Origin of the sequence: Dactylosporangium sucinum, assembly GCF_014647515.1 — a bacterium.
Classification (GTDB): Bacteria; Actinomycetota; Actinomycetes; order Mycobacteriales; family Micromonosporaceae; genus Dactylosporangium; species Dactylosporangium sucinum.
The window spans coordinates 19,102-32,908 of the sequence record NZ_BMPI01000103.1; the positions used below are offsets into that span (position 1 = coordinate 19,102).

The 13,807-nt window shown below is 71.2% G+C and carries 8 protein-coding genes and 1 pseudogene; 2 read left to right on the forward strand and 7 right to left on the reverse strand.

Annotated features, from left to right (window positions below; genetic code table 11):
* Positions 1–50: 50 nt before the first annotated feature.
* Positions 51–908: a DUF7144 family membrane protein gene (locus tag IEZ31_RS52000; RefSeq protein WP_190257598.1), complete on the reverse strand. Its 858-nt coding sequence runs from the start codon at positions 906–908 to the stop codon at positions 51–53.
* A 431-nt stretch (positions 909–1,339) separates the two neighbouring features.
* Here IEZ31_RS52000 and IEZ31_RS52005 point away from each other — a divergent pair.
* Together IEZ31_RS52005 and IEZ31_RS52010 are read left to right on the forward strand one after the other, a co-directional pair.
* Positions 1,340–2,233: pseudogene (locus IEZ31_RS52005) on the forward strand (formylglycine-generating enzyme family protein); the annotation flags it as partial.
* 190 nt (positions 2,234–2,423) lie between these two features.
* Positions 2,424–4,973, forward strand: coding sequence for a winged helix-turn-helix domain-containing protein (locus tag IEZ31_RS52010; protein ID WP_373294848.1), 2,550 nt, complete (start codon positions 2,424–2,426; stop codon positions 4,971–4,973).
* Between the two features lie 188 nt (positions 4,974–5,161).
* Here IEZ31_RS52010 and IEZ31_RS52015 read toward each other — a convergent pair whose 3' ends face one another.
* From IEZ31_RS52015 to IEZ31_RS52040, 6 genes are all read right to left on the reverse strand, one after another.
* Positions 5,162–5,953 carry a DUF7144 family membrane protein gene (locus IEZ31_RS52015; protein WP_190257600.1) on the reverse strand — a complete coding sequence of 264 codons (792 nt, stop codon included), beginning with the start codon at positions 5,951–5,953 and terminating at the stop codon, positions 5,162–5,164.
* 427 nt (positions 5,954–6,380) lie between these two features.
* Positions 6,381–7,043, reverse strand: coding sequence for a PP2C family protein-serine/threonine phosphatase (locus tag IEZ31_RS52020; RefSeq protein WP_190257601.1), 663 nt, complete (start codon positions 7,041–7,043; stop codon positions 6,381–6,383).
* Positions 7,044–7,215: 172 nt separating this feature from the next.
* The gene (locus tag IEZ31_RS52025) at positions 7,216–9,960 is read right to left on the reverse strand and encodes a winged helix-turn-helix domain-containing protein (RefSeq protein WP_190257602.1); all 2,745 of its coding nucleotides are present in this window, start codon (positions 9,958–9,960) and stop codon (positions 7,216–7,218) included.
* A gap of 987 nt (positions 9,961–10,947) precedes the next feature.
* On the reverse strand, positions 10,948–11,394 hold the full coding sequence (locus tag IEZ31_RS52030; protein ID WP_190257603.1) for a MarR family winged helix-turn-helix transcriptional regulator: 447 nt from the start codon (positions 11,392–11,394) through the stop codon (positions 10,948–10,950).
* A gap of 84 nt (positions 11,395–11,478) precedes the next feature.
* On the reverse strand, positions 11,479–12,663 hold the full coding sequence (locus IEZ31_RS52035; protein WP_190257604.1) for a PP2C family protein-serine/threonine phosphatase: 1,185 nt from the start codon (positions 12,661–12,663) through the stop codon (positions 11,479–11,481).
* A gap of 91 nt (positions 12,664–12,754) precedes the next feature.
* Positions 12,755–13,807 (reverse strand): dolichyl-phosphate-mannose--protein mannosyltransferase (locus tag IEZ31_RS52040; RefSeq protein WP_190257605.1); only part of this gene is annotated, 1,053 nt, incomplete at its 5' end.

The window sequence follows — 13,807 nt, forward strand, 5'->3', positions numbered from 1 at the left end:
GACCGGCCCGCTACGAGAAGAGCAGCGGGCCGGCCTTGTCGGTAAGCACGTCAGCGGTCGTCGGCGGCGCCCGTCCCGTGGCCGGAGGTAGGAGCGGCGTGTGCGGGCGAGCTCGGGCGGTTCGGCGGATACGGGCCGGCGTTGGGAGCCGACGGGGGAGCCTGCGAAGACGGCGGCTGGTACGCCTCAGGCTGCTGGTAGGCCTCGTCGGGCGCGGCATGAGCCGGACCGTGACCAGCCGGACCGGGCTCGGCCGAACCGGAACCAGCCGAACCGGAACCAGCCGAACCGGAACCAGCCGAACCGGAACCCGGCACGTCCGGGGCCGCGTGGGCAGGAGCACTCCAGGAACTGGAGCCGGGAGCACCGGGGGCGCCGGGAGCGCCGGGGGTGCCAGGAGCTCCAGGAGCGGCAGTGGGGCCGGTTGCCGGTGCGTTCACCGGGAACCGGGGCTGCTGTTGGTCGCGGTCCGTCATCCGATGGCTCCCCACGCCCGTCCCCACGGCCGCCGTCGCGTCCGACCAGTGCACGGTCAGCGCGAACAGAATGATCACGTCCAAGGTGATCATGAGCAGGGACCACACCGGGTATGCGCCGAGGGAGCCGACCTGGACGATCGCGTGGATGGCGACGATCACGATCGCCGCGATGCGCGCGATGGCGTTGCGGGCCATCAGCCCGATGCCGGCGGCGAGAAGGAGGGCGCCGAAGACGAGCATCACCACGCCCAGGCCGGTCAGGTCGACGACCACGAGGCTGTCGCCGTCGATGAAGGTCACCGTCCTGCGCAGCAGTGCCACGAGTCCTTCGAGGATGTTGAGCAGCCCGATGACGACCAGCAACACGGCGGCGAAGGTGATCCAGCCGAACCACGCGGTGCCGGGCCTGGCGGTTCTGGAGTCAGCCATGACCTGTCCTGTTCCTTTCCGAGAACCGGAGACCGGACGGCCGGAAGGAACCGGATCCGGGAAGCCGGGATCCGGGCAGTCCGGGAGTCCGGTGGTATCCGGTGATCTGGACACCGGTCGGAAAGGCGCACCGCAGGTGAGTTCGTCGACCGGCCGCGGCGGACAAGAGAGGAGGCGCCGCGGCCGGATCCGGCGAAGCTCGTGTGGCGACCTCCCTCCCTTACGGACTTGCGAACCGGTGCTTTTGGATGCGATCGTTCGGCCGCCGCGGATGACCGGGCATCACCCGCCCGGTGTGAAAGGCGGACAAGAGGCCGCAAGCGCCCGGTGTGAGAGCTGATCACCTGCCGGAACGCCACTCGACGCGCCGATGGACAGGTGGCCTCACCCGAGGTGGGTGAGGACGGGTCACCCGGCGTCGTCGCCACAATGCCAACGTGGAGATGGCCTGGATATCCGGTGGCACCTTCGCCATGGGCGCCGAGGGCTTCTATCCGGAAGAGGCGCCGGTGCAGAAGGTCACCGTAGACGGATTCTGGATCGACTCGCACCCGGTGACGAATGCGGAGTACGCGCTGTTCGTCCAGGAGACGGCGTACGAGACGGTCGCCGAGCGCCAGACCGACCAGGGGCCGCCCGGCTCGATGGTGTTCGTCCAGCCGCCCGGGCCGGTGCCCTTACGCGACTGGCGCGTCTGGTGGGAGATGCGCCCCGGCGCCTGCTGGCGGCACCCGTTCGGCCCGGACTCCTCGATCCGCGGCCGCTCGGCCCACCCGGTGGTGCACATCGCGTACGAGGACGCGATGGAGTACGCCAGCTGGGCCGGCAAGGACCTGCCCACCGAGGCGGAGTGGGAGTTCGCGGCGCGGGGTGGTCTCGACGGAGCTTCCTACCCGTGGGGTGACGAGCCCGAGCCCGGCCGCGCGAACATCTGGAACGGCATCTTCCCCTGGCTCGACCGCAGCGAGGGCGGGCACGGCACCAGCCCGGTGGGTGCCTTCGCCCCGAACGCGTACGGTTTGTTCGACGTGGTCGGCAACGTGTGGGAGTGGACGTCCGATTACTACCGCTCGGGCAATGCCCGGTTCGACGCGGGTGACGACCCGCTCACCCTTGCGGGTGAGGTCGCCGACAACCCGCGCGTCGACACCCCGGCCGGCGCCGCGGTGTTCGCCAGTCGCGTGGTCAAGGGTGGTTCCTACCTCTGCTCCACCGGCTACGACCATCGATTTCGCCCCGCAGCTCGACAGCCCGAAGCCATTGATTCCGGTAGCTGTCATGTCGGCTTTCGATGCGTCCGCAGGCAGCCTCTGAAGACGGGGTGACCACGCACCGTCATTTGTTCACCCCCTACGGGTGAGGCGACCTCACCTTTTGTCGCCTCACAATCCCGTGGTCATCCGCCGTGCTGCGGTGGGTGGGAGGGGGCGAAAAACGTTGGGGCAGAAAACGCTCGTTGACACCATCACCCGTCCCGCACTGCACTTCGCAGTGCCCGAGCCGCCCCGCTATCACGTGCCGCGACCGCGTCTGCTGGACGCTCTCGATCGAGCCGTGGCGGGGCCTTTGACATTGATCTCCGCTCCGGCGGGGTGGGGCAAGACCACCCTGCTGGCCGAGTGGGTGGCGGGGGGCCGAGTGCCCTTTCCGCTGGCGTGGTTGACGGTTGAAGCCCACCACGGCCCACGCTTTTGGGAACACGTGCTGGAAGCGGTGGCCGCGGCGACCGCCGAGCACCAGGTGACGGAGCCGCCGGCCGACGGGGAGGCGCTCGAAGCGCTGGTCGACCTGCTGCGCCGCCCCGGCCCGCCGGTCGTCCTCATCCTGGACGACCTGCAGGAGCTCTCGGTGCCGCGGGTCTGGGGGGAACTCGAGACGCTGCTTTCCCAGGCGGGCGAACGCCTGCGTCTCGTCATCGCCTGCCGCACCGATCCGGCGCTCACGCTGTACCGCTTCCGCATCCGCGGCGCGCTGTCCGAGCTGCGCACCGGCCCGTTGGGCTTCACGCTCGACGAGACGGCGCAGATGCTCGTCGCGCACGGGGTGCGGCTCGCCGAGTCGGCCCTGGTCGAGCTCCACGCGGTGATGAAGGGGTGGGCCGCCGGCCTGCGCCTCGCCGCGCTGGCGGTGCAGGGTCACCCGGAGCCCGACAGCCTGGTCCCGCGGTTCGCGCTGCAGGACCGGGCGCTGGGGGAGTACCTGGTGGGCGAGGTCTTCGACACGCTGCCCGAGGACGTCCGCGAAGTCGTCCTGTGCACGTCGGTCCTCGACCAGGTCAGCGCGGAGCTCGTCGAGGCGCTCACGGGGCGCGTCGACGGGGCCCGCATCCTGGCCCAGCTCGAACACTCCAACCTGTTCGTCGTGCAGGGCAGCGGCAATGCCGGCATGTACCGCTGCCACCCGCTGTTCGGTCTCATGCTGTACGACGAGCTCCGCCATCGCCGGCCCGAGCAGGTCCGGCAGCTGCACCGGCGCGCGGCCGACTGGTTCGCCGCGCACGACCTGCCCGCCGACGCGCTGCGCCACGCACTGGCCGCCCGCAACTGGGGCCAGGCGGCGGACCTGCTCGCGCAGAGCTGGCAGGAGCTCGTGCCGGGGGCCCGGCTGCGCACCATCAAAGAGCTGGTGCCGCCGCCACCGCAGGAGGTCCGCAACGACCCGAAGCTGGCCCTGGCGTTCGCCGCCGAGCGGCTCGACGCCAGCGACCCACAGGGGACGGAGACGTTCCTGCATCTCGTGGACCGGTCGCAGCACACGCTGGTCGACTCGGTCCGGGCGCAGCTGCGCCCCATCGTGGACAGCTTCCGCATGGCGGAGGCGCATCAAAGCCAGAAGCCCGAGTTGGTACTGGCAACCGCCCCGGCCCTCCTGCGTGAGGACACCGGCCTCGACGATCAGGACACCGCGCGCATGCGGGCCCTGGCCCTCGTCGCCGTGGGCGGGGCGCGGCTCATCCAGGGCGACCTCCCGGCCGCCGAGCACGCGCTGCTGGAGTCGCTCAACCTGGCCCGCCGCTGCGGCGGCGTCCAGTCGCAGCTGGCCGCACTACGACAGCTTGCCCAACTGAACGCGGCAAGGGGCAGACTCACCGCCGCGATGCGTTACGGCAAGGAAACGCTGGCGCTGGCCGATCGCGAGGGCCAGACGCAGGGCAGCGACGTCGTGTGGGCCCAGCTGACCGTCGCCGAGGTCTGTTACCTCCAAGCCCGGGTGCGTGCAGCCGAGCATTACCTCGACCGTGCACTCGACGGAGGCGGCCTCGCCGACCCTGGTTTGGTGGCGGTGGCGACCATGTCCCGAGCACACATCCGCGCCGCAGCGGGCGACGCGCGAGCAGCGTGCACGGAACTGGCCGCCATCCGCCGCCAGCTGGCCGACTGGCGCTACACCCCGCGGTTGCAGCACTGCGTCACGCTCGCCGAGGCCGAGCTGCGGCTCGCCGCCGGCGACGTGGAGGCGGCCAAGCGGCTGCTGGCCCTGGAGCCGGTGGAGATGCTGGCGCCGTGGCTCGGGGTGGTGAAGGCGAAGGCCCACCTCGCCGAGCGGCGGCCGGCGGCGGCGCTGGGTGCGGTGCAGCCGTACCTCGAGCCGACCACCGGGTCGCTCGTGTGGACCGTGGACGCCAACCTCACCTCGGCCCGGGCCCTGCGGGCGCTGGGCGACCGGTCGAAGGCCGGACGGTCACTGGAGCAGGCGCTGCGGTACTGCGACGACGAGTCGATCCGCTGGCCCTTCGTCGCCGGCGGTCAGCCGGTGCGCGAGCTGCTGGTGACGTACCTGCCGGCCGGCAGCGGCTTCCGCAGCCTCGCCGAGGACATCGCCGCCGAGCTGAACGACTTCGGTCGTCCGGTGGCTGCGGCGGGGGAGCTGGCCGAGCCGCTCACCGAGCGGGAGCTGGCGGTCCTGCGATACCTGCAGGGCACGCTGTCGGCCGGCGAGATCGCCTCGATGCTCTACGTCTCCGTCAACACCGTGAAGACCCACATGAAGAACATCTACCGCAAGCTGGGCGTGGGTCGCCGCCGCGAGGTCATCGAGCGGGCCCGGGAGCTCAACCTGCTGTAAGCCGAACCGCTGCTCCTGCTTCGCAGAGCGCGACCACACCCGCCCGGTGGTCGCGCTTTTCTGTATCCTCTTGCCGGCTGCCGGCACTCGGCAACCGGGCCGACGTCGATACACATATACGCAGACAGCAGCGGCGGCGTCCACGATGGACGCCGCCGCTGGGGTTGTGCGATGCGGGAAAGGCGCGTTCAGTGCTCCACGTACGGCCGGGCGCCGATGGCGGCCAGCTGCTGCGGCCCGCCGTCCTCGTCGTCGGCGGCCGCGATGACGACCGGCAACGGGTCGACCAGCGGGTCGAGGGTGGCGCGCTGGACGGGCACCACGGAGTCCTCCACGGGCTCGCCGAGCTGCACCGGCACCGTGGCGTGGCCGATCGCCTTGGTCCACGTCGCCGGCTCGTCGGCCTCGACGAGCTCGGCCTCGATGGTCTCCGACGGGACCGCCCCCGGGTCGACCATCAGGTCCACCAGGATGATGTCGCTGTTCGCCGCGCTGTGCCGGACGATCGGGCGGCCCGCCTTGTGCCGGCCGCGGTACGCGTCGGAGCGGTCATTGCGCCGCAGCGCCAGCTTGGCGGCCGGCGCCTGCGCCGGCAGGTCCTCGTCGTCCTCGTCGTCCTCGGCGCGGCCGCGGGGCACGGTCAGGACGAAGAGGATGATCACGTCGAGCGAGACCATCAGCAGTGACCAGGCCGGGTACGCCCGAAGCATGGCCAGCTGCGAGATCGCGTGCAGCGCGACGATGCCCGCCGCGGCGAACTTGACCGCGCCCTTGCGCCGGCGCAGCGCGAGACCGGTGACGCCGAGCAGCACGCCGAGCGTCACCGTGGCGGCGGCCCAGGTGCCGGCGCTGGTGAACGCCACGGCATTCCGGTCGAAGCCCACTCCACCGCTGGCGAACCCCACCAGCAGCCCTTGCGAGACGTTCAGCGTGCCCACGAGCGTGAGCATCGTCGTGCCGAACGCCGTCCATTCCCTCACCGCACCGCCGCCGTTGCGCATCCGCGGTCGTCTCCCTTGCCTGAGTCGATGCCTGTGTGTCGAAGAAGAAGGAGGGATGAGCGGGAAAAACGTTGAGGCCGTGCCGGCCCCGGTCGGAACCGAGACCGGCACGGCCTATTTCCCCCGTTACTTGTTCCCCCCGGAACAGGCGCGACAAGTGGTGTCCCGATCACGCCGCCCGCGCGACCGATCCACCGGCGTCGACCCCTCCGTGCCGGTGACCGAGAGGCGGTTGATCCCTCCCGCGGACGAGGGCGGATCCCCCGGCCGTCCCGGTTCCCGGACATCGGCGCCAGCCGAAATCGGCAACGTGTCGTGCCTGGAGACATGATTCGAGCGATCGGGGTGAGCAGGGATCACCCTCGATGGGTGACCAGGCGGGTGGCCGCCCGGCGACCGGCTTGCGTTACACCGGCTCGGCAGCCAGGAGACAGGCGTCGTCGTCGGGGTTGCCGCGCCGGGCGTGGTCGATGGCGTTGCGCAGGCGTTCGCCGGGGGCCGAGGTGCGCATGGCGAGGCGGACGTCCTCGGCAAGGTCCTGCACGCCCTGGTCGATGGCCTGGTCGCGCTGCTCGACGACGCCGTCGGTGTACATGAACAGCAGCTCCCCGGCGCGCAGCTCGACGACGGCCTGGCAGTACCGCGCCGCCGGGTCGACGCCGAGCGCCATGCCGGGTGGCTGGAAGAGCGGCGAGACGCCATCGGCCGTCGCGCGCAGGATCGGCAGGTGGCCGGCGCGGGCCCAGGTGAGCGTGCGGTCGGCCGGGCGGAACCGGCCGCACACGGCGGTCGCGATCATCGTCGGGTTCCGGCGGCACAGCATGCGGTTGAGCGCCGACAGCACGGCGCCGGGTTCGTCGCCGGCGAGCGCCAGGCGGGTCATCGCGGCCCGCAGTTGGACCATCGTGGCGGCCGCGGTCGGGCCGTGGCCCATGACGTCGCCGACGGCCAGCATGACGTCGCCGCCGGGGAGGGCGATGCTGAGGTACCAGTCGCCGCCGACGTTCGCGATGCGGTCGGCGACCTCGCACCGAACCGCGACACGGACGCCGTTGACATCGTCTTGCAACGCGAGATCGTGCACCGCGAGAGCCATCACGCACCACATCCTCGGCCCGGGGTCGCCGCCGGTCGGAGCACCGGTGACCGCAATATCGTGGCCTCCGGCGGCGGGTGGGCGGCTCGCCCGGACCGGGTGGTTCGCCGCGTGATCGCAGCCACCCGGGTGGGTCAGACGGGGCTCAGATGAGGCTCAGCTCCCTTCCCCGGCGTACCGCGTCGCGGCGCCGGCTCACCCCCAGCTTGCGGTAGACGTGCCGGACGTGCGTCTTCACCGTGTTGGCCGAGACGCTGAGCACGGTCGCGATCTCGGCGATCGAGAGCATGCTGCGCAGGTACTGCAGGACCAGTGTCTCCCGCTCGGTGAGCTGCTCGGTGAGCCGCTCGTCGATCACGGGCGGCGCGGAGACCGGTTCGGCGACGCCCTCCGGCTCCGGCATCGCGGCCGTCGGAGCCGTCGCGGCCGCCGGGGCCGACCCCGGCAAGGGTACGGGCACCGGCACCGGTGCGGGCGGCAGTGAGCGGTCGTCGGGCGGGTCGAGCAGCTCCGAGATCCACGAGCCGTGCCCGATGAACGGCAGCCGGATGTTCTCAGGCCCGGCCAGCCGCAGCGCCCGTTCGATCCGCTCGGTGGCTCCCGGCAGGTCGCCGAGCTGCCGCAACGCCTGTGCCAGCAGTACCATCGCCGCCACCGTCGTCACCAGGGACACGGGCTCGACGGCCAGCACGCGCTCCACGGTGCGCGCCGCGGCCGCCGGGTTGCCCTCGGCGAGGCTCACCCGGGCCGAGGCCAGGGCCACCTCCGGGTCGCCCGGCCGGAGGTGCTCCGTGTCGTCCAGGATGTCGCGCGCCTTGTCCAGGTAGCCGTCGAGCAGGCACAGGTCCGCGTGCAGCACCCCTACGGCGACCCCCGCCGTAGGGGTGAGCGCGGAGCTGCGCCAGCCGAGCAGCGGCTCGAGCGCCTCGGCGGCGCCGGCGTGGTCGTCCTGGGCGTGCAGCAGCTGGGCGAAGGCGAGCGCGCCGGCCACCCACTGGCCGGGGTCCGCCGACGTGTGCGCGCTGATGCTCTCCTCCAGGTGGAACCGGGCCTCGTCCAGCTGCCCGCGCTCGCGGCACACGGCGGCGAGGACCAGCCGGGCGTAACTGATGCTGCGCGCCTCGGCGATGCCCGCGTCCCGGCAGCCGTCGATGACCCGCCGCGCGCAGGCCGCCGCCGCGGACAGCCGGCCCCGCATGAGGTGGGCGATCGCCTGCTGGCGGTTCGCCTGCGCGACCAGCAGGTTGAAGCCGGAGGTGCGGGCCAGCTCGGCGCCGCGCTCCAGGGCCGCCTCGGCCTCGTCGACCGACCCGCCGGCCAGCTCGGCCCCGGACAGCGCCAGGTAGGCCACCGCCCGGGCGGCGTCCGTCGAGTCCGCGTACAGGTGCTCGCCGGTCGCCTCCTCGGTCCGGGCCAGCAGGCGCACGGCCGCGGTACCGCTGCGCTGCGGGTCCTCCAACGCGGTGCCCTCGGCGACCCGCAGCGCGGCCAGGATCTCCGCCTGGGTCGCACCGGGTGACTCGCCGAGCGCGCGCTCGCCCAGCCGGATGAAGGCCGACATGCCGTTGTGGTCGCCGGTGTCCCGGCAGCAGACGGCGAGCGCGAAGGCGAGCAGCGGGCGCTCGGCGATGTCCTGCGGCGGGCGTGGTCCGGCGCGCGGGGACAGTACGCGTGGGCCCGAGCCGATGAGCTCCGGCCAGTACTGGAAGAAGATGCGCTCGGCGGTGATCCAGTCCCCGCCGGCCGCCGCGTGGGCGAGCGCGTCGCTCGGCAGCCCGTTCGCCGCGTACCAGCCGGCGGCCGCGCGGTGCAGGTTGCGCTCCTCGGCCGGCAGCGTGGTCCGTACCTCGGCGCGCAGGACGGCGCGCAGGAGGCGGCGGTACCGGTACCAGGAGTGGGAGCCGCCGTAGAAGGTGGCGAGCGCGTTGGCCCGGCTCATCTGGGCCAGCAGGCGGGCGCCGCCGCGGCTGCCGGTCAGCGCCTCGACCAGCCCGGGGCACACCGTCTCCAGGATCGACGTGCGCAGCATGACCTCGCGCAGGTCGGGGTCCAGGTGCTGGAGGATCTCGCGCCGGACGTACTCGCCCAGCCCCACGCCCTCGTTCAGCCCGGAGTCGCCGACGAGCAGATCGGTGATGATCCGCTCGGGCTCGTGCCGGCCGACCATGGCGGCCAGGATCACCGCGACCGCGGCCGGCCAGCCCTCGGTCACGTGCCAGAGCGAGTACCGGAAGTGCTGCGCGAGGCGCACGTCGTACCCGGCGGCGAGGCCCGCCACCTCATCGTGGGTGAACGAGAGGTGATCGGTGCGCAGCTCGATGAGCTGGCCGCGGACCCGCCAGCGGTACAGCGACAGGGGCGGCTCGCTGCGGGCCAGGATGAAGAAGCTGATGCGCTCGCCGAGCCGCGCGATGAGCCGCTCCAGGCGCCGCAGGACCACCAGGTTGGTGACGTTGTGCAGGTCGTCGAGGACCACAACGGCGCGCTCGTGACGCTGCGCGTTGCTCCATGCGTAGGTTGCCGGGTCGACGGCGATGCCGGCCGCGGTGAGGGCGGTCGTCATCTGGCGCCAGGCGGCCGCGCCGCAGTTGGCCTCGAACCGCACGTACGCGGTGCGGCCCGGCGCCCTGCCCGAGCGGATCCAGGAGGTGGCGAGCACGGTCTTGCCCCAGCCCGTGGGGGCGCACAGCAGCGTCACCGGGTGCGCGACGGCCGCGTCGAGCTGGTCGAGGAGCCGGGCCCGGGCGAGGTGGGTGCCGGGCAGCTCGGGAACTCCGTCATCATCCGGTCGCGGGTCGAGCTGGTGCGAGCGGATCTCCATGGGACGGACCGCCGACGGGGTCCATCCCGACGCGCCGAGAAACCGTTCGGCGGCGTCGTTGTGCGCCAATCTGTCGAGGGTGCTCTCGCGTGGACCGGTGTGCTGACTCGTGTGCACCGTCACTCCCGAAGCCGCGGGGTATACGACGTGCGGATCGAACCTTTCCGGGGGTGTGAATGGCCGACTACCGACGCGGACCACCTTAGATCTCAGGGTGCTCCGTGGGGAGTCCTACATTTAAAAACATCGATTGAAACAGCCGTGGAGGCGACCCCACTTCCGGGGATTCGGCGGCCAGTAAATAGACGGCTGACGATGTGCTGCTGAGTTGCAGTGAACTCCGTGTGCACATGCGCCCTGGCAAACGGTAGAATTTGTCCGGTTTTGCTGTCGGCGTGAGTTGTGGCCGACCGGCCCTCGGCTACGGACCGTGAACCCCCACGGGGTAGGGACGGGGCGGAGTCCCCGCCGGGTGTGGCGTCAGGGGTGGCCTCGCAGGTGAGATGGCATGATCGTTCGAACAAAAGATCGCAATCTACCTATGGGCGCGGCGTGTCGCGGTTCGATCTACTTAAATTCACGTTGCCAACTACTTAATGATCGAGCCGGAAGTTCGGATCATCGCTCTGAATTACAGCCGTGTCATCAAGGACACTCCTCCTAGATGGCACGTCGAGTACTCAATCATGTGCCAATCTGCAAGTTGCAGGGCGAGATGGGCGATATTTCCGACATGTTCCGGCACCGGGTCGGCCCCGATTGCGCCATCTGAGCCCCGATCGAGTGACAGCCGATCGTCTACGGCCTTGTAGAACCTGGAATCCGGCGTTCGGCCCGGATGCCCGCCTTCACCCGGCTTGCGCCGCCGGCCCCGATGCGACTCGGCTTGAGCCCGCTTGTGCTCGCCTCGGCCCTGCTTCAGCTCGCCTGCGCCTGCGCGGGTGACAGCTGCTCCGGCCCTGTCTCAGCTCGCCTGCGCCTGCGCGGGTGACAGCTGCTCCGGCCCTGTCTCAGCTCGCCTGCGCCTGCGCGGGTGACAGCTGCTCCGGCCCTGCTTCAGCTCGCCTGCGCCTGCGCGGAAGACGCCGCGATGTCCTCGGCCACCGGAAGGCCGGAAGCGCGGGCGAATGCCGACAGCCCCTGCATGAGTGCGGCCCGGTCGTCCGGCGACATCCGGCGCAGCACCGCCGCGATCGTCTCCTGCCGCTGCCGGCCCAGGTTGTCGAGCAGCTTGCGGGCGGTCGGGGTGAGCACCAGCCAGACCTCGCGGCGGTCGCGGTCGTCGGCCGTGCGGCGCAGCAGGTCGGCCGCCTCCAGCCGGTCACAGAGGCGGCTCGCCGAGGACGGCGCCGTGTGCAGCGCGATCGCGAGCTGGGTCAGGTTGATCGAGCCGGCCTGGGCGACCACGCCAAGGACGCGCAGCTGCGCCGCGGACACGCCGGAGTTGTCGTTCGCCGCGCTTGTCGCGACGACCAGCGCCTGACCCGCGGCATCGACCAGCATCGCGGCGGCAACCGCCCCGTCGTCACTTCCAGACGGATGCGGTGAAGGTCTGCTCCGCACGATGTCCTCCGGGTGCAGCGGGAGTCACGGATCGGCTCGGGGTGCCCAGTCGAGACAGATGATCAGCGCGTCGTCGACGAGCTCGGCACCTGCGTGAAAGTCTCGCAGGCTCCGCATGACGCTGCTGATCGCCTCGGCCGGTGGTTGCAGCCGGGTCGATCGTATGGCACGACTCAACTCCCGCTCACCGTACGTCGCCTCGTTCGGCCGTGCGGCGGTGTGCACCCCGTCGCTGACGATGAAGAGCCGATCGCCGGATTGCAGCTGTACGGATTCCTCGACGTACCGCGTGTCGCCGAACATGCCCAGCGGAAGTTGCGGATCGGGCGCCATGTCCTGGACCTGTCCGTTTCGCACCAGGATCATCCGCGGCGAGCCGGCGTCGACCAGGCGCAGCTCGCCGGTGACCATGTTCAGCGAGAGCAGCAGCGTCGCCAGGTGCCGGGCTCCGCCGTACTGCGAGAAGATCGCATCGGCCGCGAGCACCGCCTGGTCGGCGAGGTTGCCCGGGCTGCTCTGGCCGGCCGGGATCGAGCGGCGCGCGTTGCGCATCGCGTTGACGGCCAGCGTCGTCAGCAGGGCCGCGTCCAGCCCGGTGCCCATGCCGTTGAGTGCCGTCACGGTCAGCCAGTCGCCGTTGACGGACCAGTCGAAGTGGTCGCCGCCGACCGCGTACGCCGGCTCCAGCTGCCCGGCCAGCTTCACGCCCGGCTGTTCGTAGCCGCGGGCGGGTAGCAGGTCCCACTGCATCTCGGCGGCCATCGTGAGCCGGCCCTTGCGGCGCCGGGCCATGTGGTAGCGGTCGGTGCGCTTGTACGCGGCCTGCAGGGCGACCGCGAACGACTCGGCCAGGTCCTGCAGGCGCGGGCGCTCGGTCGGGACCCGGTCGGGGTCGAGCCCGACGCTGAGCACGCCGACCCGCTCACCCCACGCGCTGAGCGGGAGGTGCAGCCGGACCATGCCCTGGCCGTCACCGCCCTCCAGCACCGAGGTCTGGCTCGCGAACGCCCGGGTGGCCGACGCCAGCTGCTCGTCGACCGTGCCGAGCAGCTCGATGCCGGTGGGTGCGAGCGTCGTGGTGCGGTAGTCGGCCAGCCACACGGTGCTGCTCTTCGCGCCGTGGGTAGCACTGAGGTACGCATCGAGCGTCTCCACCAGCCGATCCGGTGGAGCCGTGCGGAGCGCCTTGTCGATACCAACGGGGGACATGCGAGCCTTTCCGCCAGCCTTTGCTTGCCGTGCGGCAAATAATATAAGGCAGTCGTCTCAACTCTCTTGGTACCCAGTTGGGTCGTGCTTGCTACACCCAGCGAGATCCAAGCCACATCCGGCTGAACCACTCGGTGTACGTAATGTCCATTCCGCTATAGATCGGGTAAAAGTACGCAAAGCAGGCCGCCACCAGGAGGACGTAGGTGCCGGCGATGATGGCGCCGATCAGCCGCTGGTCGCTGTTGGGCCGCAGGTGGCGGGCCGGGCCGATGATCGCGCCCAGCACGTAGACCACGGCGAGCACCAGGAACGGCTCGGCCGGCAGCGCGTAGAAGTAGAACATCGTGCGGTGCTCGGGCATGTCCCGGAACCACGGCACGATGCCGGCCAGGGCGCAGACCAGGATCAGCCAGGCGCGGCTGTCGCGGCGGGCGACGGCGAGCCAGACCAGGGCGACCAGGGCCGGCAGGAACGACCACCACAGCAGCGGGGTGCCGAGCAGCAGGATCTCGGAGGCGCAGCTGGCGGCGCCGCAGGGGCCGTCAGTGTTCCAGTAGAAGGCGACCGGCCGGCCGAGCAGCAGCCACTGCCACGGCCACGACTGGTACTGGTGCTTGCTGCTCAGGCCGGTGTGGAACGTGTACGCCTCGACGTGGTAGTGCCACAGGTTGACCAGCGGGTCGATGAACCGGTCGCCGGACAGGCCGTTCGACTGTGCATACCAGTGCCGGAAGTAACCGTCGTCGGAGGCGAACCAGCCCCACCAGGTGCCCAGGTAGGCCAGCACCGCGAGGCCGACGATCGCGAAGGCCCAGCCGATGCCCTCGGGGATGCTGTCGGTGATCCAGCGGCGCACCCCGGCGCTGCGCCGCGCGCTCATGTCGAAGACGGCCACGGCGATCGCGAAGAGGATGAGGTACCACAGGCCGCTCCACTTGACGCCGCAAGCGAGGCCGAGGGCGATGGCGCAGGCGATGCGGTACCACGGGAAGCCGAGCTTGGGCCGGCGGTTCGGGTCCCGGCCCGCCTCCAGGACGGCGAGCCAGCGGGCCCGGCGCTGCTCCCGGTCGAGGACGAGGAAGTAGAAGGCGACGACGATCCAGAACATCAGGAAGATGTCGAGCAGGGCGGCGCGGGAGAG

What these genes read in the sequence shown, in the direction of transcription:
- IEZ31_RS52035 (WP_190257604.1), bottom strand. Translation starts at nt 12,663, where the DNA reads ATGTCCCCCGTTGGTATCGACAAGGCGCTCCGCACGGCTCCACCGGAT.
- IEZ31_RS52000 (WP_190257598.1), bottom strand. Translation starts at nt 908, where the DNA reads ATGGCTGACTCCAGAACCGCCAGGCCCGGCACCGCGTGGTTCGGCTGG.
- IEZ31_RS52030 (WP_190257603.1), bottom strand. Translation starts at nt 11,394, where the DNA reads ATGCTGGTCGATGCCGCGGGTCAGGCGCTGGTCGTCGCGACAAGCGCG.